The sequence below is a fragment of the Moraxella sp. CTOTU48841 genome (genome assembly GCF_032061225.1).
Taxonomy (GTDB): Bacteria; Pseudomonadota; Gammaproteobacteria; order Pseudomonadales; family Moraxellaceae; genus Faucicola; species Faucicola cinerea.
This window is the reverse complement of sequence record NZ_DAMBFQ010000001.1, coordinates 1-25063: the sequence shown is the minus strand read 5'-3', so window position 1 is coordinate 25063 and position 25063 is coordinate 1. Positions and strand designations below refer to the sequence as shown.

At 43.2% G+C, this 25063-nt stretch carries 15 protein-coding genes; 7 read left to right on the top strand and 8 right to left on the bottom strand.

Annotation, left to right across the window (positions count from 1 at the left end):
- Positions 1–17: 17 nt before the first annotated feature.
- Positions 18–950 (bottom strand): lantibiotic ABC transporter permease, encoded by a 933-nt coding sequence (locus RT034_RS00075; RefSeq protein WP_313012132.1) that lies wholly within the window; start codon positions 948–950, stop codon positions 18–20.
- Positions 951–1414: 464 nt separating this feature from the next.
- On the opposite strand from RT034_RS00075, the gene RT034_RS00070 reads away from it, so the two are divergent.
- A complete protein-coding gene (locus tag RT034_RS00070) occupies positions 1415–2860 on the top strand; it encodes an FAD-dependent oxidoreductase (protein ID WP_313012129.1) in 1446 nt (481 codons plus the stop codon).
- A gap of 217 nt (positions 2861–3077) precedes the next feature.
- Here the strand turns inward: RT034_RS00070 and RT034_RS00065 are convergent, their stop codons facing one another.
- The gene (locus RT034_RS00065) at positions 3078–4742 is read right to left on the bottom strand and encodes a fatty acid--CoA ligase (protein WP_313012127.1); all 1665 of its coding nucleotides are present in this window, start codon (positions 4740–4742) and stop codon (positions 3078–3080) included.
- Between the two features lie 244 nt (positions 4743–4986).
- Between RT034_RS00065 and RT034_RS00060 the strand changes: the two genes are divergently transcribed.
- The 3 genes from RT034_RS00060 (at position 4987) to RT034_RS00050 (ending at position 7496) form a co-directional block, all read left to right on the top strand.
- Positions 4987–6174, top strand: coding sequence for a JmjC domain-containing protein (locus RT034_RS00060; protein ID WP_313012124.1), 1188 nt, complete (start codon positions 4987–4989; stop codon positions 6172–6174).
- Between the two features lie 12 nt (positions 6175–6186).
- A complete protein-coding gene (locus RT034_RS00055) occupies positions 6187–6858 on the top strand; it encodes a hypothetical protein (protein ID WP_313012120.1) in 672 nt (223 codons plus the stop codon).
- An 80-nt stretch (positions 6859–6938) separates the two neighbouring features.
- Positions 6939–7496: a hypoxanthine-guanine phosphoribosyltransferase gene (locus RT034_RS00050; protein WP_099808079.1), complete on the top strand. Its 558-nt coding sequence runs from the start codon at positions 6939–6941 to the stop codon at positions 7494–7496.
- A 102-nt stretch (positions 7497–7598) separates the two neighbouring features.
- Here the strand turns inward: RT034_RS00050 and recD are convergent, their stop codons facing one another.
- The 3 genes from recD to RT034_RS00035 are packed head-to-tail and all read right to left on the bottom strand — an operon-like array spanning position 7599 to position 18708.
- Complete coding sequence (gene recD / locus RT034_RS00045; RefSeq protein WP_313012116.1) at positions 7599–9560, bottom strand: exodeoxyribonuclease V subunit alpha; 1962 nt, start codon at positions 9558–9560, stop codon at positions 7599–7601.
- Between the two features lie 30 nt (positions 9561–9590).
- On the bottom strand, positions 9591–14105 hold the full coding sequence (locus tag RT034_RS00040; protein ID WP_313012115.1) for a UvrD-helicase domain-containing protein: 4515 nt from the start codon (positions 14103–14105) through the stop codon (positions 9591–9593).
- A 25-nt stretch (positions 14106–14130) separates the two neighbouring features.
- Positions 14131–18708, bottom strand: a complete 4578-nt coding sequence (locus RT034_RS00035; protein WP_313012110.1) for an exodeoxyribonuclease V subunit gamma — start codon at positions 18706–18708, stop codon at positions 14131–14133.
- A 362-nt stretch (positions 18709–19070) separates the two neighbouring features.
- Between RT034_RS00035 and RT034_RS00030 the strand changes: the two genes are divergently transcribed.
- On the top strand, positions 19071–19283 hold the full coding sequence (locus RT034_RS00030) for a hypothetical protein (protein WP_239742402.1): 213 nt from the start codon (positions 19071–19073) through the stop codon (positions 19281–19283).
- 24 nt (positions 19284–19307) lie between these two features.
- Here the strand turns inward: RT034_RS00030 and RT034_RS00025 are convergent, their stop codons facing one another.
- Both RT034_RS00025 and RT034_RS00020 read right to left on the bottom strand, forming a co-directional pair.
- Complete coding sequence (locus RT034_RS00025; RefSeq protein ID WP_050325384.1) at positions 19308–19979, bottom strand: YoaK family protein; 672 nt, start codon at positions 19977–19979, stop codon at positions 19308–19310.
- A 187-nt stretch (positions 19980–20166) separates the two neighbouring features.
- The gene (locus RT034_RS00020; protein ID WP_099834020.1) at positions 20167–20970 is read right to left on the bottom strand and encodes an enoyl-ACP reductase FabI; all 804 of its coding nucleotides are present in this window, start codon (positions 20968–20970) and stop codon (positions 20167–20169) included.
- Between the two features lie 190 nt (positions 20971–21160).
- Between RT034_RS00020 and folE the strand changes: the two genes are divergently transcribed.
- Positions 21161–21739, top strand: coding sequence for a GTP cyclohydrolase I FolE (folE, locus tag RT034_RS00015; RefSeq protein ID WP_312538998.1), 579 nt, complete (start codon positions 21161–21163; stop codon positions 21737–21739).
- A gap of 247 nt (positions 21740–21986) precedes the next feature.
- Entirely contained in the window at positions 21987–23045 is a 1059-nt protein-coding gene (locus RT034_RS00010; RefSeq protein ID WP_313012103.1) for an NAD(P)H-dependent flavin oxidoreductase, read from the top strand.
- A gap of 78 nt (positions 23046–23123) precedes the next feature.
- Here the strand turns inward: RT034_RS00010 and ggt are convergent, their stop codons facing one another.
- Positions 23124–24893, bottom strand: coding sequence for a gamma-glutamyltransferase (ggt, locus tag RT034_RS00005; protein ID WP_313012100.1), 1770 nt, complete (start codon positions 24891–24893; stop codon positions 23124–23126).
- Positions 24894–25063 lie beyond the last annotated feature (170 nt).

Below are 25063 nucleotides of genomic sequence, written 5' to 3'. Positions count from 1 at the left end.
CGGATTGAACATCAGCATTATTTTAGGCTGGCTTGGCTGTCGATAGCATGCCATTTGACCATCTTTTTACCCAATAACGGCAAGCAAAACGAAGGCAATTGGTACGCGCCAATCAGTGGTAAAAACATCGCACCCATAAACGGCGTGGTGATGGTATACGCCAATAACACATTGCGACCACCGCAAGCCAGCGCAGAAATAATGGCGTTTTCATAGCCAAAGCGGCGGTATAAAAAATAGGCAGAAAAGTAAAATACTAACGACAAGACAGTGCCCAAACCAAACAAGCTTAACGCCTGCATGGGATTGGTGTCAAAAGTATGTCTAAAGCCCGACATCAATCCAAGCGGAAACATCATCAGTAGAATAATGTTAAACTTGGCAATTTTTGGATAATAAGTATTGAGCTTATCACGGGGAATATATTGGCGTGCTGCGACCGCCAAAATCATGGGGGCGATAATGTAAATTAATAACCGCTTAATATACAGGACAAAGTCTAAATGGGCGTCCTTGCTGCCAAGTAACCACAATATCACCAGTAAGCTAACAGGCATGACCAACGTGGCTGTAATGGTCTTTGCCATGGCTAATAGTGCATCAAAACCAACCGCATTCACAATAGCACCTGTACCAAATAGCGGTGCGGTGGCTGACAGACCCGCGATAGCCAACAACAAATCACCACGGACACCCAATAAATAAGCAATTAAGGTCATCGCCAAGCTCATCAGCGCACTTTGGAAGATGGCAAACCCCCAAACATATTGCGTCGTCATGCGTCTAATCAGCTGGGTTTGGTCAATGCCCAATAAAGTAAAGAACATTAAGAAAAATAAAATCTGCGGCAGAAGCCCAAGTACAAAATGCGACACGTCAGGAAATATAAATCCAAGCACACCAAACAACGGCATAAAAATCGTACTATGACGGGCAATAAATCCAATCATGATAAATCCTTGGCGATTTTAATGATAAACGAACAAACGATAAATAAATAATTGAGTGAGCATACTACTCATTATTGATTGATAAATGCAAATGGTTTTGCTGCTAAAATCAGATTTCCCAATGCCGAAAGCCGATAGCTTTTATTTCGCATAATGTATATTATGTTAAATAATATATGGCTAACTCGCTTTCGTTGGATATGTTACCACTTTAAACTGTTTTGGCAGCGACTGTATTTATTATAAAAATAAGCATGCCCTTTTTGACGTATCTGTTTTTAATATAGCCTTTGCGGGCTAATAAATGGTTGAGCTTTCCAATAATCAGCGACTCACGCTAATATACTATGAAGTAAAATTCATTAACAACAAAAGCGACAATGACTGCATAAACGTCACAGTAACTAGATTATTTTCCGCTACAATTTATTTCTTCACTTTGGGCAACGCATAAGGGCAAAATTATGTACGTTAATTCAAGTACGCAATCACCGACCGTAGCAGTGATTGGCGGTGGTTCAGCAGGTTCTACGATTGCTATACGGCTGGCGATGGCGGGCATTCATGTACATTTGATTGAAAAAAATGCCAGCCTTATCAACGCGCCACCCATGTGTCATCTGCATGCAGGTGGCAATTTGTACCGCGAAATCAGTGATGAAGATTGCCGCATGTTGATGCGACAATGTATTGACATTGCCAAGTTATATCCAGAGAGTATTGATGTGCGCCCCACCCTCATCACGGTGCCAAAACGCGATAACAATACCGCCACTGACTTACTGCCACGTCTTGATATGTTAACGGCTTACTATCAATCATTGGTTGATGCTGACCCTAGCAACCAAGTGTTAGGCAATGTCGAAGATTATTACCGAGTGTATGACAAGCGGCAAATTCAACAGCTAATTCAATTAGAAGCTAAAGACATTCCGATGACCACGGATGAGTGGGTTGTGGCGGCTCTTAAAGTAATGGACGTGGAAAAACTGCAATACCCCATCATTGCGGTGCAAGAATTTGGCTGGAATATTTTTAGACTCTCTGCCAGTGCTTTTTTACAATTGCAGCGCCTACAGAGCGCTCAAGTCCATCTAAATGCCCAAGTTGATGATCTAAAACGTCATATGGATGGCTGGCAAGTGTCATTTACCGATGAACATGGCACGCTTCAGCATATCTATGCCGATTTTGTGGTCAATGCTTGCGGGTTTAGAACCGGTATTATTGATGACAAAGCAGGCGTGCATATTAAGCGCATGGTTGAATTTAAAGCTTCTTATATCAGTGAATGGCGTGATTATAAGGGGCGTTTGCCTGAGATTATTTTTCATGGTGAGCGTGGCACGCCCAATGGCATGGCGCAGTTTACCCCTTATCCTGACGGGTTTTTTCAGCTGCATGGCATGACCGAAAACATCACCTTATTTAATGATGGTTTGACCAAAGCCACACAAGAAAGCAGCCAACCGCCCATTAATCCACAATATCTAAACTATATTGAAAATGGCTGGGAGCCAAACGCACTAAAACAACGCACCCAAAACGCCATAGATTATGTCAGTGAATTTGTGCCAAGTTTTCGAACTGCACAAGCGGGAAATAATGCGTTATATGGTGGGCAGCAAGTACCGAGTGATGATATTACCGTGCGCGTCGCAGATTTACAGGTGTTTGCCAAGCTGCGTTATGCGGTGGCAGAAAATGTGAAAGCCAATTCGACCCTAGATGTGGCGGATAAAGTCATGAATGCGCTAGTTGACGCTAATTTGATAGAGAAATCTGCTTGCAAGCGTCCTAACTGGTACAAAATTGATGTCAATGAGGTCAATATAGTGGCACGCGATATTGCCAAAGCCCGACATTACCCATTACCGATGGCAAAGGTCAATCAGCGCTTACTGGTTTGATGGATTGCTTGATTATTTGATTGCTTGGGTATTAAAAAAGGTAGAAAAAATTCTACCTTTTTTACTTTCTTTTTTACTTTATCGTGATTAAGTAATACCTAATCCAATAAATATCGTATTGTAGTAACTTATTGCATAAGCACAATATGTGGAATCTTAAACAGGGCATAAGTATTACGCTCCCTACTACTTTAAATTTTGGGTTTGGTATAACAGTCTAAGCAAATAACCCTTGGGCATATTGATCGCGGATGACTTTTTTGTCAATTTTACCCACGCTGGTTTTTGGTAATTCCGTGATAAATTTCACGTCCTGCGGAATGCCGTATTTTGGCAAATGACCGCGCTCATACGCTTGCTGCGCAATCGCGATGATGTCCTCGGCTTTGGTGTCTTGATGATCGGATTTGAGCACAATCAACGCCATCGGACGCTCACCCCAGCGCGCATCAGGAATCGCAATCACAGCAATGTCGGCAACGCTTGGGTGTAATGACATGATGGTTTCTACTTCAAGCGAAGAGATCCATTCGCCCCCCGATTTGATGACATCTTTTAGACGGTCGGTGATTTTGACATTGCCTTTTGCGTCCATCCAACCGATGTCTTGGGTGTGCAGGTAACCACCTTCCCACAGCTCGTTGCCTGCGTCCTGGTTTTTGTAGTAACTCTGTGTCAACCAAGGTGAACGCACCACGATTTCGCCTGTGGATGTGCCATCGTTTGGCATACGTTTGCCGTTGTGCCAGATTTGCAAATCGACCAATGGTACTGGTGAGCCTGACAAGCAGCGATGCTCAATTTGTTGCTCTTCACTCATGTGTTGGAATGTTTCATCAAAGTTGACAATACTGATAATAGGACAAGTCTCTGACATGCCATAGCCCGTAGACACTTCGATGCCGCTGGCTACAGCCATTTTGGCAAGTCCTTGATTAAGTTTAGAGCCACCGACGACCATTTTTAAGCCGTTGAATTTTTCTTGGCGTTTGTTGATTTCACCCAGTAGCATTTGCAAAATCGTGGGTACGCCATGGGTGGTGGTGACATTGTGTTTTTTTACCAAGTCAACCATAGTGGAAGGCACATAGCGACCTGGATAGATTTGCTCCAGTCCTAGCATGGTTGCGACAAAAGGGAAACCCCAAGCATGGACATGGAACATAGGCGTCATTGGCATATAGACATCTGAATAGCGCAGCCCTTGACCTTCGACATTCAGCGCACAGCCAATTGCGACGACGAGCGTATGCAGGACGATTTGACGATGGCTAAAAAATACGCCTTTGGGATTGCCGGTTGTACCGCTGGTATAGAAGGTTGTGGCAATGGTGTTTTCATCAAAATCTTCAAACTCGTACTCATCGCTGGCTTGTGCTAGCATGGCTTCATATTCGCCTTGGGCGTATGGGGCCATTGGCGTGTTGTTATCATCCAACCAAATCACATGCTCGACCGATGGCGCATCTTGGGTGTGGCTTTTGATCATCGGCGAAAATTCTGAATTTAACAGTAGCGCTTTTGGTTTGGCATGATTGATGGTATATAGCACTTTGTCTTCTGACAAACGCACATTGACGGTTTGCAAGATATAGCCACACATCGGAATGGCAAAATAACACTCCAAATAACGGTGTGTGTCCCAATCCATGACCGCAACCACATCACCCTTTTGTAGGTTTAAGCCTTTTAAGACATTGGCTAAGCGATTGACACGTTTGAAAAACTCATGATAGGTGTAGCTGGTTTTGTCGGCGTAATGGATTTTTTTGTCGCCAGAGACCACTTTGGCACGAGACAATAAATTTTTGATAAGCAAGGGAAAACCATAAGCTTGGTCGGCTTGTAGGTAGTTTTCGTGCTGATTTAAAATGGCTGTCATAGAACATTCCTTTGTTGTGGTATAACCAACGAGTCAATCAAATATTGCCCGTCTAACTTTCCTGTGAGTATTGACTATATACGAGCGCTATAACCAATACAACAAAAAATATGAAACTTTCCAGTTCAATATGTTTCATATTTTTACGCTTTTTTTACACTTTGGTGAAAAAAATTTTATTATAGGATTTTGATAGACTGCCTTTGCTATAATGCGCGTTACCTATCCCACTGAACGAAAAAATATGACCCAGCACTTTTGTTTGCCTAGCGATATTAGCCCCGAACAATTTTTGAGTGAGTACTGGCAAAAAAAACCACTGCTAATCAAGCAGGGCTTGCCGCAATTGGTTGGTATGTTTGAGCCAGACGATATCATCGGACTTGCCCAAGATGAGGACGCCACTGCCCGACTCATCAGCGAAAATAACCAGCAATGGTCACTTAAAACCAGCCCTCTTACCGCCAAAGACTTTCAAAAACTGCCAAAACATTGGACGGTGCTGGTGCAAAATATGGAACAATGGTCGCCAGCGCTTGGCAACCTATGGCATGCGTTTGATTTTATTCCACAGTGGCAACGTGATGACATCATGGTGTCGTATGCGCCCTCAGGTGGCAGCGTTGGCAAACATTATGACAATTACGATGTCTTTTTGGCGCAAGGGTACGGCAAACGCCATTGGCAATTGGGCAAGTATTGCGACCAAACAACCCAATTTGAAGCAGGTCAACCGATTCGTTTGATGAATGAGATGGGCGAGCTGATATTTGATGAGGTGCTTGAGCCAGGCGATGTGTTGTATGTGCCGACCAATCTCTCCCATTATGGAGTGGCAGCTGAGGATTGTTTAACTTTTTCCTTTGGATTTAGGCGCCCTACCCCATTACAGCTGCTCGATAGTTTGGCGGATGTCGCTACCCATTTTGATGATTTAGCCATCCCCCTCAAAATCAACCAACCCCCCGCCGTTGCAGGCGAGCTGTCGATAGCCAGTATTCAAGATATCAAAGCGCAGCTGATTGCGCTGCTAAACTCTGAACTTGGCGATGAAATAATGACTCAAGCGATTAGCGAAACGGTAAGCAAGCGTCAATATGAGCTGATGCTCCCTGACGCGTATGCCGATATTGATGAGCTACAAAGCGCTTTGGCAGTGGGTGCGGTCATCAGGCAAGACATGTCTAGCCGTATTATTTTTACCCAAACCCAAGCGGATTCAAAAACTCACGTAAAAATTTATGTCAATGGCTGTGCCATTGACGCGGACGATATACCCGCTAACGCGCAATCACTCCTCATACGGCTTGCCAATGGTGAATCCTTCGATGAGCAAATTTTGCAAGCAGCCGATATCGAAACTGATATAATTTGTGATTGGATAGAAAATGGCTGGGTAGTGATTGATTACCCTGAAGAAATCATTGGATAACGAAAAAATATTATGAGCTATTATTTTGGGTTTACCCCTTCCGTAGAATTGAGCGCTACCATTGATAAGGCGTATGAGCTGATTGCTAGCAAAAGCAGTGAACGTTATGATGTTTATCGCGATAAAATCACCCAGTTGACCAGTAAAGAGCTGATGGATGCGCTACTGATTAAATTAATCGAATCGCTACCCGATGATTCAGAACGAAAATCGCATTTGATTAAAACTGCAGAAACCATTGAAGCGACTAGCGACAAACTGATTAACACACTGTTAAGCCCTACCAAAAATGAGGATGTGTTACCTAGCTTTGATTTTTTTGACCAAAAAGTATTAAAAAACACCCGATTGGGTGAACGTCGTATCTCAGTGCCACTGAGTGACGAGCTAGCAAAAAGTTTACTGGCTACTATAGAAAACGTCCAAGCAGGTAACGGGCTTGAAGAGCAGCAAAATTTGATTCGGTTATTTAGCGAGTTGACCAAAGCCTGTTTGCAGCATTTCTTAGTTGACTTTACCAAAACGCTCAATTTAAATATGCTCAAACGCGCGGCAATTCCAGTGACCGATGGCATCATCGTCAAAGTAATTGATATCGCGCTACGCCGTTTAATCCCCCAAATGCCGCAAGAATCGCTTGAGCGTTTTACTAAACATTACCAAGCGTTAATATTTAACAATTAGGTATTGCTAACCGTTATTATTCAATTGGATAAAACTGCGTTACAATAGCCCACTTATTTTTTTAAATTAATAGGTCCACCATGAATCAACTTAGCAATCAGCAAATCGAAGAAGCGCTACGCAATTCTGAATGTCTTATCAGTAGCTTTGAAGTGAGTAGTGCTTACGAGCGTTTGGCAGCCAGTGTCAACCTGCACTATGCAGGTCAAAATCCCATTGTGATGGTGGTGATGAATGGTGGGTTGATTCCAGCAGGTCAACTGCTTACCCAGTTTACCTTCTACCATCGTATGTACTATCTCCATGCTACCCGCTATCGCAACAACCAAGGCACCAATGAACTTGAATGGAAATTCAAACCTGATATTGATTTGGCGGGTGAAGATATTTTATTGATTGATGATATTTTTGATGAAGGCATTACCTTAAAAGCAGTGGTCGATGAGCTGGCAAAAGAAAATCCAAAATCTATCCGCACCTGTGTGCTACTCAATAAACTCCATGACCGAAAAGTGCAAGAGTTTAAAGTCGATTTTGTGGGTCTAGATGTGGCAGATCGTTATGTGTATGGCTGCGGTATGGACTATCACGGCTATCTACGCCATATGCCAGGGATTTATGCGTTAAAAAATGTGTAAAACTGCTTGTCATAAATAAAAAGGTATCGTTGGATACCTTTTTTTATGGCGTGTTTTTTTAGAAGATATCTTTGTATGATGTCTGTTTTTATGACCTATCTTTTATGGCGTGTTGTTGAGATGATCAAATTGGAGTTGCAAACCAGTTTGTCGCACGGCTTTTTGTGTCACCGCTAACTCAAAATTTTCTTTAGCGCTATATATGGATAAGGCGGATTTACTGCGCGTCACCGCTGTATAAATCAGCGCTTGGCTTAGTAGTCTTGTATGGGCTTTATCAATACAAATGGCAACTGTATGAAATTCTGAGCCTTGTGACTTGTGAATGGTCATCGCATACGCATAGTCGCAACTTTCACGGCTTAATCGCTGAATAGGTATCACTTTTTCTGCAAAACACGCGTATAACTGCCCTTGGTACAACAGACAAATCGCAATATCACCATTGAATAACCCCAACTGATAGTCATTATTTTGGATGATAATCGGTAAACCGTGATAAAAGTAAGCTTTGGTTCGCGTAATCTTGGAAAACTCGGTAAAAGCTAGGCTCATCTTTTGGTTGATTGATTGGGTGCCCAATTGTCCTTGATGACCTGCACATAGAATACGATAACTATCAAATACCTCAAACAACCCTTTTCGATTATCCGCTTCAAAAATATTGACGGGCTTGCTGTACCATTGCTGCATAAGCGCAAAAAATGGATGATAAGGTTTCGCTAATTGGTTGAAAACAGCAGGCAGACTCGAAGACGCATCAATTGGGTAAAAAGGAATATTAGCTGTTTGCTGTGTTTTACCAGCCAGGTCTGATGGATTTTCACTTTGAGACGGCTTAATTGCTTGCAAATCAATGGGTTGTAATAATTGATGGATTAGCTTTATTTTTTTAGGCGCAGGCAAATTTTGCTGAATGGCGAGAGCAAACTGACCGACAACTGAATTTGAATCAAAGCGTTTTGACTCGGTCAATTCCGTGATATAAGGCTGCAAACGCGTCACCGCACACAAATCTGATAGAACCGACCCCGCATCTACCGCAGCCAGCTGGTTTGCATCACCCAACAAAATCAACCGACCCGTGGGTTTGATAGCATCAACCAACTGACTGGCAAGCTCAAGACCTAGCATGGATGCTTCATCTACAATAATCAAATCATCGGGTAATGGATTTTTGGCATGATAGCGTGGTATGCCATCACTACCAATACCTAACAGCCGATGTAATGTTTTTGCATTGTCCAAAGTGATTTCTTCATCTTGCAAGCTTTTTTGCAAGCTTATACGTAATGATTCTTGCATACGCTGCGCCGCCTTCCCTGTGGGTGCAGTCAAGGTGATAGATAAAGGTGGTAAATTAGGGTCCTGTTTTCTTTTATGCTCGTGCCCCTTTTGCAAACTGGTTACCAGCTTCGCCACGGTAAAAGTTTTGCCGGTACCAGGGCCACCGATAATGATACTCAGCGCGTGTTGACTCGATTTTTCGATGGCGAGCTGTTGCATCGCATTGGGCGCTAAACCATTATCGATGTCCTGTGATGATGATATACCATTAAATGCCGCCACTTTTCTATGGGCAATTTTCATCAACTGCTTGGCTAACGATTGCTCTGCGTACCATTGCCGATGCAGCCAAACAATGTAGCTAACTTGCGTTTCACCAACTCCATCAACTGATTGGGAGAGCTTTTGAAGAATGATAGGCGTATTGGTGTCATGGTTGTATAACTCATCATCTTTCGTCCCTATTACGCTTGCCCAGTTATCGTCCGTCAACTCTGCAATGAGTGATTTTTCATCTTCATTGTTGACCGTCATTTCATACACAGTATGTCCTTCTGACAGTTGTTCATTGATTTGGTCAAAAATTTGCAGGATTTTTGGTTTTTCTTTTGTTTTTTTGTGGTTGTTTTGATTCTTTCTGCTTAGGCTATTTTTATTAGTGTCTGTATTAGTTAGCTGTGATTTTTGCTGCTTACGGTATTGAATAAAATTGGCTAATTGGGTTAATTTAGCAGTTTCTTCAATTGTAGCGGTTAGCTTAGTCGTGTTTGTTTTCATGATAAATTCTTTATGCGTCATTGTTAAATTTTAATTGCCATTGGGATAGCCGAACATATCATCGAGTGCCAAGATGAAGGCACTATCAAACTGCTTTACTAGTTTCCCCCGGGTATCATGTTTGGGTGACATACCGCGTAAAAAAGCATATTCGACCGCACCCAAATGGGTATTGATGTCATAATTGGGTAGTCGCAGTTTGAGATAGCGATGCAATGCCACTTGGTAGATGCTCGCTTGTAACCAATAACTATGCGTGGTCATCGCGTCATATAATGCTGCTTGGTTATAACTGTCGAAATCATTGCCAAGATAATTGCTTTTATAATCGACGATAAAAAACTGTGTGCCGTGCTGATACACCAAGTCAACCTCCCCTTTGAGATACTGCCAAACCATGGTGTTGACTTCTTGGCTCTGCAATTGCAGTGGGATATCAAATTGGTGAAACAACGCATTCAAGTCGCTAAATGACAAATGCTGGTTTAAGCGTAAATTAAACCCTAATTCAGCAACTTTTTGGTTGTATTTGATATTGACCAGCGGGACTGTTGAAGCGGCTAACGGCGTATGGATGATGTCATCTAGCCAATCCACCAACGCAATATAATCAGGCTGCAAATCATCAATGTTGATATCGTGCCAGTTGCCATACTGCCCTGCACTACTCTCTTGTGTAGAAAAATAATTGCTCGGCATTTGGTAGCGTCTTAACGTGCGATCCACCATGACTGACCAGCGTTTTAACTTGTCTGCTCTCGCATCTTGTTGTTGTGGTACAGCCAACTCAGGGGTTTCATTGTAGTTATTGGCGATGTCCTCTAAAACACTATGTAAAAAAGTACCCGGGTTTGTGCCTTTTTCAAAGTTAAATCTAATGAAATTAACCTCGTTGCTCGACTCCCCCGCCATCCTGTTATTGGGGATAGTTAATACGCTAGTTTGCGCCGCTGACAAAATATCATCATCTTGCCTGTCTTCGGCATTAACCACTGTGTCAACGCTAGTATGATCGATATAACGAGACAATGCGGTAAAACTGGTATTCGCCCATCCTTTAAAGGTATCGATGGTGATGACTTTGATGATTTCGTCGTAATCAATCTTAGCGACCGTAGCATTTTGCTCATTTTGCCTATTTTTTTTGAGTGTGAATTTTAGCTTTGAGTCATAGTATTTGCTTAGGCTATTTGAATTTATGATATTTGTCGTTTCAGTCAATGTTTCTTTGACAGCAAATTTTGCTAAATCCTCCATGAAAGGCGCCAAAGCAGAATTTTTCACCGCAGATTTTTTGGCGACAGTCACAAGATACACTTGTTCTTTTGCACGGGTAAGGGCAACGTACAATAATCGCAATCGTTCCTCATAGGCAGATTGGTCTTCAATGGCGACATAATTGATTGGATTGTTATCGGCTATTTGGCTGGGCAATGCGGTCAATCGCCGGCTTAACAGCGGGTTATCATTTTTTTGAGTCAATTTTTGAGTGAATTGGGGCGTTGCTTGATGGGTGGTTTGTATACCATACAGGTATAATGGCGCACCATAAAACTTGGCTTTACTCTCCCCGGTAAATCCAACCACAAACACTATCGGAAATTCCAAGCCTTTAGACGCGTGAACCGTCATCAGTTGCACCCCTTCATCGGATGGCAAGCGCTGCTGCGTTGACCAATCTTCTTTTGGCTGCTGTTGCACTTGGGCGCAGAACCACTCAAATAGTTGATGCTCGCCTACCTGCCCATTGAACTGGTCGCTAATAATATCTAACAACTGGCGCAAATCGATGAGCAATCGCTCGCCATTTGGATGTTTGGCGAGGCGCTGCCAAAAATTGAGTGTGATTTGGCTGGGTAAAGTAAGCGGTTGATTTAATAGCCATTGTATAGCGACCAAAAAACTGTGTTTTTGCCACAATTCGCTAGCGGTCAATACCAGTTGCTGAATCTCAGCCAGACTGGTGTTTGTTGACGCTTGATGAGGATGAGCTTGTCCCCGCGCCTCTTGAGCGTTAGTTTGATTAAGCGCATCATACAACTGGTTGATTTGTTCAAGGGTCAGCTGAAAAAAACTAGACAACATCAAGGATTTTAATTTTGATTCGCTAAATGGCGTCAATAGCACGCTTTGCAAGGTCATCAAATCAACACTCATACTATCGCCAAAGACACTTTGACTACCACCTCTGACCGTCGCAATCCCATGATGATGTAAGCGTTTTTCGATGGTATGAAGTTCATTGTTTTTGACTGCCAACACACAAATATCACTTAGCGTCAAGCCACGATTTTGGTAGCTTAATGGTTTACCATCATCAAATAAATCAAAAATTTGCGCGGCAATGGCATCGGCATAATCCACCGTTTTTTCATCACTTGATGAGATGATGTCATTCGAGGAGTGAGTGTTATTCGAGGAATCAGTATCATTTGATATGGCTTCATTTTCGGCTACTGCCACCACTTGCTGACTATAGGGCGCTTTATATTCGATAGTAATATGATTGAACGCAGGTAAACTGGCCGCTTCATTGTCTAGCGCATTGCCGATAACTAGCTCTGCGGTTTCGCGCGTGGCAGAGATTTTACGATAATAAATTTCACGCCCCATAAAATACGGCTGTTGGTTGATATTGGGTAGCTGTTCGGCTTCATTTGGATCAATATCTTGCTCGCCAACGCCATACCAGTGATTGAGGCTATCAATCAGCGCGGCTGATGAGCGATGGTTTTGGTTGAGTGACTTGGGCTGTTCCGGAAATAATTTTTTTAGTGTGGTGTAATTTTGTACGTCCCCACCGCGAAATCCATAAATTGCCTGTTTGGGATCGCCTACCAACAGCAAAAATTGTGAAGGGGTGTGATATTTTTTAGTATTTGATTTTTCTGCTTTATCTGCTGTCTCTGGCTCAAAGTCTTGTAAATAAACCCTTTGAATTAGTAACGCTTGTTCGGTGTTGATATCTTGCGATTCATCAATTAAGGCGATGGGATACTGATGGCGAATATAACGCGCTAACGACTGACCTTTTTTGCCCGATAACGCATCGTTTAAGCGCGCCAATTGTAAGGCAAAGGTAGTTAGCCGCTGTGATTCAAGGCGTTTTGGTAGGTGGGTACGCACATAACGGCTGATAAACTGGATAAAGTAAAAATTTACTTGTTTAAAGTAGTCTTGCAAGGCTTGCGTTTGTTGGATAAGCTGCCAAATGTTGTCCACGATATCAAAGGATTTGAATGTAGCGCTTTGCTGTTCTTTTTTGCTGTTAAAGCCTTTATCGTTGGCGTATAAATCTTCAATGCCTTCTAGCACCTTGACTATATTGCCAGCTTTATACATAGCAAAGACATTGGTAATATCACCCGTGCTGAGTAAATTTTGCAGATTTTTAATTTCGTTAAAGTGTTTATGAAGTTTATTGCCAGCACTAAACCCTTGCGCTTTACGAAAGTCACTATCAAAATAGACCTCAAACCCACTATCATTATCATCTGCAATCGACTGCATCAGTGCCTTGATAGTAGTGGTATCAAACGCTGTCAATGGTACCGTATCGATGTCAGCGGTATAAAAATTCAGCGCGCGATTGACCGCCTCGTAGTAATCATCAACGGGTAAAAACACGTTATTGTCAAACATCATCGGGTACAATTCAGGCATATTGGCATTGACCTGCGCCATAAATGCCCTAAGTTGGTCGTGAATCATACCCTTGATGATGCCGCTGACATCATTACTGATTTGTACCTCTGCAGAAAACCCAGTTTCGCTACTGTATTCTCTTAGCCACTTTTGACACAAACTATCGAGAGTGCTGACAAATAAGCGATCAAGCTGGTTGAGCGCCAATGTGGTGCGCTGCAGTGCGATACGAAAATTGACGGTATTTTTGGCAGGTTTATGGGTGCTGTTTTCACTATCATCGGCGGTTGGCTTTGGGGTGCTTAGGCTTGCTTCCGGGCTTACTTTTGGGCTTACTGCTGGGGTTTCATCTACCGGCAAACCAAAGACTTGTTTGGCGATCCACTCAATTAAGTGTTTATTGATAGGGTCTTGGTACTTACCCAGTAAATTTTTTTGTGCCGCAAGCGCTTGTACCTGCGCAATAAAATGTGCATATTTTTGCACAGCGATAGCTTTGTTGCTATCCAACTCACTGTCATTTAACGGTGTAAATGTAGAATGATTAATCATTTGCAGCAATTGATAAAAATCTTGCAAGCGCTCACGAATCCGCTGGCGCATTTCGGCAGCGGCACTTCGCGTAAAGGTCGTGGCGATAATTTTTTCACACGGCTGCCCCGCTTGCACGATTAGTCGCAACATCACGCCCGTCAGCGTCCATGTTTTGCCTGTGCCTGCTGAGGCTTCAATCAAATGACGCCCCGTCAATGGCAAAGTGACTGCAGGAGGTAGTAAAGATTCAGCGTCTTCTTTAATGCGTGCTTCGTCGATGTTTGTTTGAGTGTTTGTTTCGATGTCTGCCTCGATATTTGTTTCACTACTTACTTTTATGCTTAGGGTATGAAGATCGTGTTTCATAAGATTTCTTTGATAAAAATGCGTGTCATGCTTCAATAAGTTGATGCAATTCTTTGACCATAGATAACATAGGCTCATAAATCAGCGCGCCCAGCGTCTGTGCAAACCCAATAACCACCGATGGTTTATAATCGCCAATTAAATGCTGCCAAATCGGGTAGTCAAACTGGTTCACATCCACAAAATTAAAATTACTGTCTTTTAGCCAATCACCTAGATGCTGGCTGGCTGGTGCCTCTGGCTGCTTTTGTTGTTTTTGTAAAAATGACAGGCAAAAAGCGGGCGGTACAATGGTTACGACGCTATCAATGAATTGATACACCATCACAATGTCCTGCAAATAACCACAGGCTTGCTCACAAGGGATGGCAGGTAAATACACGGTTTTTTTATTGCTAAACTGCCATAGCGAAAAGCCATCATTCAGCTGTGCTTGTTGAGCCGTGGTGCGGCGAAGCACTTGCCAACATAAATGATGCAACCAAAATTGCAACAGATATTTTTCTTTGCCAGAGGTTGGCAAGTAGTTTAACCAATAGCTGGGATTGGCAGCTGCTGCAACCTTATCTTCAATTGATTGATAAGGTTTATATAATGGCAGGTTAGCAGTGATGACCCAGCTTTCTTTATTGTCTATCAGTCCCGCTTGTTTATCCAGCGCCAAGGCGTTAATGGCGATTCGCTGCTCTTCACAGGGGGTTAACGCCGTTGCCACCCAGTGGACGACCTCATCGGTGTTTTGTACATTTAACGCCCCAAATTTATCTGAATAAAAATCCCCTAATAACTTTGCCTCAGTAGCATCGAGCTGTTGGCTGATGGTTTTTAAGTGATGAACAAAGTCCTGCAAATCTTTTTTGAGTTGTTGCTGATTTTGCTGCAACGATTGGTAGCGGTTCACCCCGGCTGGTAATAACTCATTGATAGCGATGTTCATTGATTGTTGAACGATCGATTCTTGAGCGACTGATGTTTGCGCATTTGCTGCGAGCTTCATCTCGTTGTTATGATTATTATGATTATTATGGTTATTATCTCCCTTATCGGACAAGGCTTGGGCAAAAAAAGCGTCTAACAAAGATTTACGCAACAACCAGCCATCTAACGCATCCAAGGTTAACGATTCAAACTCGTTATCATTGTCATTTCTATCATGGTCACCTTGGGCAGGGATAGCAATGTTTTGTGCCTTCACAAAGGCTTTGGCAGGATCGGCTAGGTTGCCAACGATTTTGCTCAAGTTGACATAATGCTGCTGCGACTGTTCAGGCAGGTCGGACAAACGCTGTTTTAGTTGTTGCCACTGCGATAGCCAGTCAGTTAGTTGCTTTGTATCCCAAACTTGCACGATTGGCTGAGTGGACGTAGCGTTTTTATCTTGCAGCGCCGTATAAAGATTGTGCCAAATTTTGGCAGGTGGGTACAGGGCGGTTTTTGACAGCTTGATTTGCTGGTTTAGGCTGGCTGTGGTTTGTTGTAAATCAGCGGATACCCTATCGTTATTGATTTGCTCGGGACTTTGAATACCTTTATCTTTATGCTCGCTGTTATGCTCAGTTTGCGCCAATTCAAAATAACTTTTATCAAATGGCAAGGCGGCATGATGGGTGACCAAATACGCTTTCACCCATTGTTCAAAGTTGGTTGACTGGGGATTTTGAGAATTACTACTTAGGCTATTTGAGTCGTTACTGGGGTCAAGAATAGCGTCATCATTCGCCATTCGGTTTTGCAAAAAGTCGAGTAATTCCTGTACGGGACTGGCAGGTAAATGCTCGTGGGTATCTGTGGTACTTTTACCATTGTAAAATATCCAGCACGCTTGCTTGGCGCACAGCAACGCATCCAAAAAAGCGCCTAAATCGTCATCTTCTCTAAATCTGTCACCGCGAATCGGCAATCCTGCCTGCATCAAGTTATAACGGTTTTGCTGCTCTTGCTTTGGAAATTCAGATAAATTTAAATTGAGCATCACCACCAACTTATACGGCAAGCTGCGCACTGAACCGATACGGGCAAAGGTAATCACCCCAGACGGCTCGGCACTTACTTGCTGATTGATAATCGATTGGGCGATGTTTTCGAGTACAAAAGTGAGTTTAAGTGGCAAATTCTCGGTGTCAATTTGTTGCACTGACTCGGTAGGTGGGTTGGAGTTTTTTGCGGGTGTGCTTGTTACCGTAGCGAGGTATTTGCTATTGGCTTCAATATTTTCTTTTAGGTCATTTTGTGCGGCAAAAATCGCGCGCCACGCATTGGTTTGATTAAATAGGCTAAATTTTTGTTGAATGAGTTTTTCTATTTGGCTTAGCCAGTCAGGCAGGGTTTTGACGTCATTACCTAGGTGACGATTGTCATCCAACGTTTGATAAATATCACACAGCACAGCGACGATGTCGGCATCCGCCATGGTTAAGTTTGTCAGTGGTATAAACTTCTCTACCACGCCAAAGCTATTGGTATACTCGCCAAAACTGACCACCGTGGCTTTGGGCATCATCACGCCAGCAACCAAGCGCTCAAGCGCGTAAGCAAAGGTGTATCGATAGTCATCATCGGCAGCACTTAAGGTTTGCTGCAAATGCAGCTCGTCAAACCCGCGAATAAATCCCGCCTGAGTCAGCAAATCACAAGCACGGGTCATCTGCTCCAAATTAAGCCCAAAGCTTTCATATAGCGGCGCTAGCATCAACCAATCAAATACTTCGCTACGCTGAAACCGAGCGCCTGCCCGATTGAGCAGCGTGTAATAACCTGTAATCGCTTGCCAAAGCAGGTTGATATCTTTTGCCACCACGCCTGTCACTTTGGCGGGCAACTGATAGCCATCGCCGCCCACATGTTTGGGGAACGTGGCTTCGATGATGTTTTGGTGGGTTTCGATGTCGGGCAATAATACCAAAATATCTGACAACGCCCGTCTATCCCAAGGATCGGTGGGGATCTGCGCGGGTGTGGCTTGCATGTCGCTATAATTTAGCCACCCGATAATCATACTGCGTAGCACTTCAAGCTGGCGCACCATGCTATGACAGACATGAATGGCAATACTGGTATCAAGTGGTTTGGGTCGCCATTTTTCCACGTTTTCAAGTTGCTTGTTGGATTCTTGCTTGAGTTTGTCTTTAATGGCTTTGTATAAACCAAGCGTGGATTCAATATCTTTAAGCCCATTACTTTGAATATTGGCAAGCTGCTGCTGCAAAAGCTGGGTTTGCTGCGCGAGGTTTTGGCGGCTATCTTCACTCGCTGCTTTTGCTGCTTTCGTTTCATCGCCTTTCACCAGTTTAAGCATGTCATTGATTTTGGCGGTGGTTGCGACTTCTTCTAGCATTAAGATGTCATGTTGTATAAATTCGAGTAACGTATTGGGCGGGGTATTATCAAAGTCATCTTGCCATAGCACATGCTCATATTCATTACCCGATAAGCTTGCGAGCATGGCAAACACTTCACGCGATTGTTTGCCAAACCGTGACAACAAGGTATGACCATAATCTTTTAGATACCAAGCGTCATGCTTGCTGGCATCGTCTTCCATTTGCATTTGCATGAGCCAGTTTTTATCGACGATATCTGCCCAAAATTGCTCTGACGGGTTAAAGTGTAAAATCGTGACGTCGGTTAGCACCCCTAAGCGTTGTAAATCCAATAACTCTGTCGGTGGTAACTGCTGCAAAGTAAATAAAAACACGTGCTTTGGTAACTTGCTACGACTGATGTTGCGGATACGGGTCTCTGAATGGTTTAATGCTTGCCAAAACTGCTGATGCAACTGCTCGCGAAACCGGTAGTCATCATCAAACAGCTGCCGCCATAAAAATCGCTGCGCGGCTTCTAACTGTTCGTAATGCTCAACAAGCCAGTCTGGTGTCTCGATGGCATTGGACGCATCCCGCCCGTTTAAGCGGTTATGCAGCGCATCTTTTTTGGCAATCATGTCACTCACCGCGACAGGTTTGTCTTGCCCCCAATGAGTAAGCCACTGCGGACGATAGGTCATATAGCGATTGAGCATATTTGCCATATCACTGGCTAGCTGCCAGATGCGTTGATCTTGGGTTTGTAAGTCAGCAGATTGGCTAATCACGTCATTAGACAGTAGCGATTGGTTATTCGCCCAACTTAAACTGTCAATGGTGGCGGGTGTATCAGATGCAAAACCAGTCGCATTTGGGCTATCCGCTTCTTTGTCCTCAACCAGCGGCGATAAAAATGGATAAAGCGGATGTTGCGGCTGCTCCACAATGGCTTGTCGGTACTGGGTTAAATAGCCAAAGATTTGCCACTGCATGACGTTTTTGGACAGCATTGCCACTTCTGGCACGTCTAATATATCGTCGTCCTCCGAGATGCGCGCATACGTTCTTAAAACTCGCTGCATCAGTCCCAAAAAATAGCGACCCCAAAATTCAGTAGTCACTAAGGTGCTGATGCCTGCCTTATCTGCGACTTGTTTTTTTAACCACTCCCCCATGACTTTAGATGGCACAATCACCTGAAATGGCTCAAAAATTGAGCTTTGATAACTGGGATTTTTGTAGGCGTTTAACAAATGGTCAAATAGCTTATCGACTTTATTGCTTTGTATAATCGTTAGCATGCAGTAAATACTCAAGAATTTTTATAGATCGTAAGTGGGTCGCTCAAAAAATTATACAGCAAAAAAAACACCTCACCATCACCGCTTAATGAAAAAAACGCCCGAATTGCAACGGTCGCGACAGCTAGTGTCGCCTACAATCTATTAACCTCTGTAACTCACTTAGCTGTCATACAATACAAAATATGCAATACGCGGCGAACAAAGTGATAAACTTATCCCTACGTCACTCATGAGTATGTTTTTGGTTACGTTTCATTTTTAAGTGTTGTAAGCCATTTATTTTACTTATAATATTAAGCTTACTAGGTCTAACGCATAAAAGAAAAAACCGTATAAGAGAAAACAATAAGGAGACGATCATGACTGACAATACTAACGCTAACCCTATCGACAAATCTCAATTAGACAACGCCCAATCTGATGTTGCCAATGAAGCGATGGAAGGCATCAATCGTACCGACATCAACCAAGATAATGCGAGCACTCCTACCTCTAAGGGTTCTGATGAATCGCTACTTGATATGCTACATGAGGCGAAAAAATTCGAAGATGAAGATGAAGATGAAGAATAAGATAAAATCAAACGGTTAAGGTATTTACTTAGCCGTTTTTTTACGGGTTAATAAATATGTTTGATAAGCCAGCGCTGATGATAACACAATCACAATGGGTAGCATCAGCGTCATGTATTTGTAGTGGATATAGCCCAAAGCACCTAATACCCCGCCCCCGCAAAAGCTATACCATATCATCGCTTGAAACACGAACATCTTCTTATTAATCGATCTGCCTGCCAGCCAATTACCCAAAGCTGAGCCCATATCTGAGGTCAACCCTGTCAAATGGGTGGTGCGAATCACTGCACCGCTATAGGTCGCGACCATCGAATTTTGCAGTCCGCAAGCCATCGCGGCAAACACCTGCCCCCAAAATGACTGATAGCTAAATAAAATCAAACTGATGATTAATAAACTTGCTTCAATTAACAGAGCTTTGCCATAGCGTTTACCTTCTTTTAATGCCGTACTACCCACCACAAAGCCACTGATAACTGCCCCAGATAAAAACGATAACAGCACGATACAAACCATCGCCATCTGCTGGTAGTGCTGTTCCGCCAATGCTGTGGCAAATAGCGTCACATTGCCCGTTACATGCGAAGCAGATAAGTGCGTGAAGCCGACTAACGCGGTGCTATTGATACACCCTGCATTAAACGCCAGCACGCAGCCACCCCATAAAATCCACTTAGGTAATTTATTAATCATTAGCTACCGCCATCTATCAGTCTTTAGCTGACTTGCCAAACATGTTAAGCCTGACAAAAAATGGTAAGCTTAACCAGACGGCTTTGCAATCCCTATCCAAACATCAATCAAAAAAAGTAAGCAAAAAAACAGCAAGCAAAAAAAAGAGCAACCATGGTCGCTCTTTTATCAACTAGTAGCCTAAAAATTAGTCTTCTACCTGCATCATCACTTGTTCAGAGAGTGCCACAGTATTAAACCCAGCATCGACAAATAAAATCTCGCCGGTGATACCAGACGCCCAAGGCGATAACAAGAACATCGCGGCATTGCCGACTTCTTCAATATTGACATTGCGCTGTAGCGGTGACATTTTGGCGTTGGTGTCGAGCATTTTACGAAATGATTTGATACCGCTTGCCGCCAAGGTACGAATTGGACCGGCAGAAATCCCATTGACACGGATACCATCGCTACCCAGAGAGCTGGCAAGGTAGCGAATGCTCGCTTCCAGACTCGCTTTGGCTAGACCCATGACATTGTAGTTTGGCAACACATGGATACTGCCTTCATACGTCAATGTTAACAGCGAGCCTTGGCGTTTTGCCAGCAATTCACGGCTGGCTTTAGCAAGCGCCACAAAGCTGTAGCTACTAATATCATGGGCAATGGCAAAGCCTTCACGGGTGGTCACTTGAGTAAAATCACCATCTAGCTGATCGGCAGGGGCAAAACCAATGGCATGTACGACCCCATCAATGCCCTCTGGCCAGTGTGCAGCAACTTGGGCAAAACACGCTTCGATTTCGCTATCTGATGCTACATCACAGGCCAATACCTTCTCTGCACCAAAAGTTTCGGCTGCCATATCCACGCGTTTTTTCATTTTTTCATTCGGATAGGTCAAAATTAAACTCGCACCTTCACGATGTAACGCTTCTGCGATACCCCAAGCAATCGATAATTTACTGGCGATACCGGTAACAACGAAACGTTTCCCTGTTAATAGCATGGTTTTTCCTTATTTTTCAGTGAACGAATATGCACTATAATAGCTCAAAATTAGGGGTTAATTCTAGCAAAAAACCCAAACAAAGCAAATTTAGTGATTTTCATGGCGTTTGTGACAAAAATCGCTTTACAAATAGTGGTAAAGCGTTAAGCTATGCCTATTTTTTTGAAACTTAAATGTTATCATGACTATGCCTGCAAATTTTGACGAGATTATCCAACAAAACAGTGATGCCTACCGCACCCTCATTGCATCAACAGGGGAAGACTTAACACGTGAAGGACTGCTTAATACCCCAGAACGTGCCGCTAAAGCCTTTAGTTTTTTGACCCAAGGCTATCATCAAGACTTGGTCGAAATTACCAATAACGCGATTTTTCCCACTGACAATAATGAATTGGTCATGGTAAAAAATATCGAGTTTTATTCGATGTGTGAGCACCACATGTTGCCTTTTTATGGCGTGGCGCATGTGGCGTATCTGCCCGATGGCAAAGTGATTGGACTGTCAAAAATGGCACGTATCGTGGATATGTACGCTCGACGTTTGCAAATTCAAGAAAACTTAACCCGCCAAATCGCGCAAGCGGTGATGGATATGACAGGGGCAAAAGGCGCGGCGGTGGTGATGGATGCCGCGCATATGTGCATGATGATGCGCGGCGTGATGAAACAAAAATCTGATACCCGCAGTATGTCACTACTGGGCGAATTCAAAAACAATACCGAGGCAAGACAAGCGTTGTTAATGGCGATTCCAAGCGCCTAATATCTAAGCTACTTAATACCTAAGCTCAGTACCTAAACTTAGCGCCTAAACAAGTCAACCTAAATTAACTAGTCAAATAAGCCCCAGTGATGTTACTGGGGCTTATTTATATTCAGCCGATTTATAACGGGCATATAGTACTTTTCAATCTCATCTATTGGCGATACACTAAAATGGTTTTCGATTTTTGCCCTGTAAGACCATAACATTGAGACAAACACATTAAGATAATAACAAGGAACATAAAATGATCCATCATACCAAGGCGATTAACCGCTTTCTTGACTACGTTAAAGTTCAATTGCCCATCATCCAAGCGCCGATGGCAGGTGTCCAAGACAGCAAACTTGCTATCGCTGTATGCCAAGCAGGCGGACTCGGCTCACTACCTGGCGCCTTGCTCAGCCTACAAAAAATCGAAAGTGAAATTAAGGCTATTCGTGCTGCGACTGATGCCCCTTTTAATGTCAATTTTTTTGCGCATCAACAACCTGACTGTACCCAAGCGATGCAAGAAAAATGGTTGAATACCCTACAACCTTATTATCAAGAATTTGGTTTGACGCAAGATGAGATAGCTGCGACCGGTGGACGTCAGCCATTTACCCATGAACAAGCAGCGCTATTGGCGGATTTAAAAGTCCCTGTGGTGAGTTTTCATTTTGGGCTACCGGACAAAGCTTTGTTAAATATCGTCAAAAAATCCGGGGCGATTGTGATATCCTCTGCCACCACGCCTGCGGAAGCACGCTGGCTGCAAGCCAATGGGGCGGATATGATTATCGCGCAAGGATTGGAAGCTGGCGGACATCGGGGTATGTTTTTAAGCCAAGATGTCACGCTGCAAGCGGGCACTTTTAGCCTATTGCCCAATATCATCCGCTCTGTCAGTTTGCCGGTGATTGCGGCAGGTGGTATCAGCGACAACGCTACCGCACAAGCAGCGTTTGCCATGGGTGCCAGTGCAGTACAGGTGGGTACGGCTTTTTTGCTGGCAGAGGAGTGTGATACCAAAGACTTTCACCGCAAGGCGCTACAAAGTGAGCGAGCCGAACACACCGCTTTAACCAATCTATTTAGTGGCGGCTTAGCACGCGGGATTGTCAATCGCTTTATGCAAGAAACGGGGTATATTAGCGAGTCTGCACCGCCATTTCCCCATGCATCGTTTGTCAGTAACCCCATTAAAGCCAAAGCCGAAAGTATGGGAAGTGATGAGTTTAGCTCACTGTGGGCAGGGCAAAATGCAAGATTGGCGAAAAGTGGTACAGTAGATAAAATTATTCAAGATTTACTGGGCTACTAATTGCAAAAATAATCTTGATATATTTTTTTAGTAAAAAAAACGTGAGTAGCATCACTCACGTTTTGTTGAATGAACAGTTTAGAAACCTAATGTTTTGCCATCAGGATTTCTTGGGTCAGAATAGCCATAAAACCCAGAATCATCAGCTTGAATAATTTGAATACGTCCCATTGGTGCTTTAGTAACCACTTTATGACCTTTGTCTTGCAACAATTTTATCGTATCAGGACTAATGCCTGCTTCAACTCTAAGCTCATCAGGTAACCATTGGTGATGAACGCGTGGTGTAATTATCGCTTCTGCGGGATTCATTTCATGGTCAATCGTATTAACCACACTTTGTAATACAGTCGTGATGATACGAGCACCGCCTGGACTACCTGTCACCAGCCAAGGTTTATTATTCTTCATGACAATCGTTGGTGTCATTGAAGAAAGTGGACGTTTTTTTGCTTCAATCGCATTGGCAGTGCCACCCACTAGACCAAACGCATTTGGCACACCGGGTTTCACTGAGAAGTCATCCATTTCATTATTGAGTAAAATCCCTGTGCCTTCTACAACAATGCCACTACCAAAGTTAAGATTTAATGTATAGGTGACAGCAACGGCATTGCCCGCTTTATCCATGACGGAAAAATGCGTAGTCTGGTCACTTTCATAAGGTTGTGGTTTACCAGGTTTAATGTCTGATGAAAGTCTTGCTTTATTATCATCAATCGTTTTGACCAATTCATTAGCATATGCTTTCGATGTTAAACCTGTGACAGGGATTTTGACAAAATCCGGGTCGCCCAAATATTCTGAGCGGTCAGCATAGGCTAATTTCATACTCTCTGCCATGTGGTGAATATTTTTGGCACTATTTACCCCATCTTCTTTGATAGGGTAATGCTCAAGCATATTTAATATCTCAATCAAGTGTACACCACCTGAACTTGGAGGTGGCATGGTAACAACTTTATAGCCTCGATAATCACCAATAATTGGCTGACGCTCAACAACTTTATATGCTTTTAAATCTTCAAGTGTCATTGTGCCACCATGTGATTGCATTTCTTTAGCAATTTTTGTGGCGATTTCACCTTGATAAAATGCTTTTGCCCCTTGTTTAGCAATCAAACGCAATGATTTCGCCAAGTCTTTTTGTACCAACAAATCACCAGATTTCAGCGGTTCACCGTTTTTGAAAAAAATCGCTCTGCTAGCTGACCATTTACCCAGTGTTGATTTTTCTTCCTTTAACGTCTGTGCCAATACATCGCTGACAATAAACCCTTTGTCTGCAAGCTTAATTGCAGGCTCAAGCACTTTAGATAATGGCATGGTACCCCATTTTTTTAGCGCGTATTCCATCCCAGCTACTGTACCAGGCACACCTGAAGCGTCATGCGTGAACAATGATTTTCCATCAATAACATTACCTTGATTATCAAGGTACATATCACGGCTAGCTTTGGCTGGCGCAATTTCTCGAAAATCAATCGCAACATCTTTGCCAGTTTTATCATCATGCAACACCATAAAACCACCACCACCAATGTTGCCTGCATTTGGCAAGACGACTGCTAAGGCAAATCCAACCGCGACCGCCGCATCGATAGCATTCCCGCCTTGTTTTAATATATCCAAACCAACTTGCGTTGCTAACCCTTGCTCGGAAGCCACCATACCATTTTTACCATAGACAGGATGAAAGATATCATTACTGCTATCGTAGCGATTTGCCGCTAACTGGCTAGCATTGGTGGCGGGTTTTGGTAATAGTTTGCTTTGGGCAATGGGTGATATCACCAACATTAAAGCCAATGACAGATTGGTTAAAATCAGTTTAGGTTTTAGTCGCATGTCCCTATCCTTCTAAATTACTAGTTGATGTTGTGGCAGATACAAATAATATGTATTGCTACAATATACATAAATCCTTTCACAAAAAACGTCATATTAAATTGTGACAAAAATATTTGGTAGTGGTATGAAAAGTATGCTGGTATAGAAATAAAAAAGACAGCTTGAGA

Excerpts from the sequence above, each read along its gene's own strand:
- RT034_RS00075 (WP_313012132.1), bottom strand. The coding sequence starts at position 950 with ATGATTGGATTTATTGCCCGTCATAGTACGATTTTTATGCCGTTGTTT.
- RT034_RS00070 (WP_313012129.1), top strand. The coding sequence starts at position 1,415 with ATGTACGTTAATTCAAGTACGCAATCACCGACCGTAGCAGTGATTGGC.
- RT034_RS00065 (WP_313012127.1), bottom strand. The coding sequence starts at position 4,742 with ATGACAGCCATTTTAAATCAGCACGAAAACTACCTACAAGCCGACCAA.
- RT034_RS00060 (WP_313012124.1), top strand. The coding sequence starts at position 4,987 with ATGACCCAGCACTTTTGTTTGCCTAGCGATATTAGCCCCGAACAATTT.
- RT034_RS00055 (WP_313012120.1), top strand. The coding sequence starts at position 6,187 with ATGAGCTATTATTTTGGGTTTACCCCTTCCGTAGAATTGAGCGCTACC.
- RT034_RS00050 (WP_099808079.1), top strand. The coding sequence starts at position 6,939 with ATGAATCAACTTAGCAATCAGCAAATCGAAGAAGCGCTACGCAATTCT.
- recD (WP_313012116.1), bottom strand. The coding sequence starts at position 9,560 with ATGAAAACAAACACGACTAAGCTAACCGCTACAATTGAAGAAACTGCT.
- RT034_RS00040 (WP_313012115.1), bottom strand. The coding sequence starts at position 14,105 with ATGAAACACGATCTTCATACCCTAAGCATAAAAGTAAGTAGTGAAACA.
- RT034_RS00035 (WP_313012110.1), bottom strand. The coding sequence starts at position 18,708 with ATGCTAACGATTATACAAAGCAATAAAGTCGATAAGCTATTTGACCAT.
- RT034_RS00030 (WP_239742402.1), top strand. The coding sequence starts at position 19,071 with ATGACTGACAATACTAACGCTAACCCTATCGACAAATCTCAATTAGAC.
- RT034_RS00025 (WP_050325384.1), bottom strand. The coding sequence starts at position 19,979 with ATGATTAATAAATTACCTAAGTGGATTTTATGGGGTGGCTGCGTGCTG.
- RT034_RS00020 (WP_099834020.1), bottom strand. The coding sequence starts at position 20,970 with ATGCTATTAACAGGGAAACGTTTCGTTGTTACCGGTATCGCCAGTAAA.
- folE (WP_312538998.1), top strand. The coding sequence starts at position 21,161 with ATGCCTGCAAATTTTGACGAGATTATCCAACAAAACAGTGATGCCTAC.
- RT034_RS00010 (WP_313012103.1), top strand. The coding sequence starts at position 21,987 with ATGATCCATCATACCAAGGCGATTAACCGCTTTCTTGACTACGTTAAA.
- ggt (WP_313012100.1), bottom strand. The coding sequence starts at position 24,893 with ATGCGACTAAAACCTAAACTGATTTTAACCAATCTGTCATTGGCTTTA.